1 pseudogene is annotated in these 742 nt (G+C 39.2%); it reads left to right on the forward strand.

Going from position 1 to position 742, the window contains the following annotated elements:
• Positions 1–742: pseudogene (locus CD035_RS14045) on the forward strand (fibrinogen-binding protein); the annotation flags it as partial.

The following is a 742-nucleotide window of genomic DNA, read 5'->3' on the forward strand; positions in this document are numbered from 1 at the left end:
GGCCAGATATCACAACTCCGAAGGATTCAAACTCAGATAGTGATTCTGATTCTAACTCAGACAACAGCTCTGATAGTCAATCTGATAAAGATTCTGATTCAAACGCTAACAGTGGTTCTAACTCTGGTACTGATAGTACTTCTGATTTAGACTCGAACTCTGATTCAAATAGTGATTCTGGTTCTAACTCAGATAGTGACTCTGATAGCCAATCTGATAAAGATTCTGATTCAGACACTAACAGTGGTTCTGACTCTGGTACTAATAGTAATTCCGATTCAGGCGCTAACTCTAATATTGGTTCGGATTCTAACTCAGACAGCAGTTCTGATAGCCAATCTGATAAAGATTCTGGTTCAGACACTAACAGTGGTTCTAACTCTGGTACTGATAGTAATTCCGATTCAGGCGCTAACTCTAATACTGGTTCTGATTCTAACTCAGACAGCAGTTCTGATAACCAATCTGATCAAGATTCTGACTCAGACACTAACAGTGGTTCTAACTCTGGTACTGATAGTACTTCTGATTTAGACTCGAACTCTGATTCAAATAGCGATTCTGGTTCTAACTCAGACAGCAGCTCTGATAGTCAATCTGATAAAGATTCTGATTCAGACACTAACAGCGGTTCTGACTCTGGTACTGATAGTACTTCTGATTTAGACTCGAACTCTGATTCAAATAACGATTCTGGTTCTAACTCAGACAGCAGCTCTGATAGTCAATCTGATAAAGATTC

The organism is Mammaliicoccus sciuri (genome assembly GCF_002901825.1).
GTDB lineage: Bacteria > Bacillota > Bacilli > Staphylococcales > Staphylococcaceae > Mammaliicoccus > Mammaliicoccus sciuri.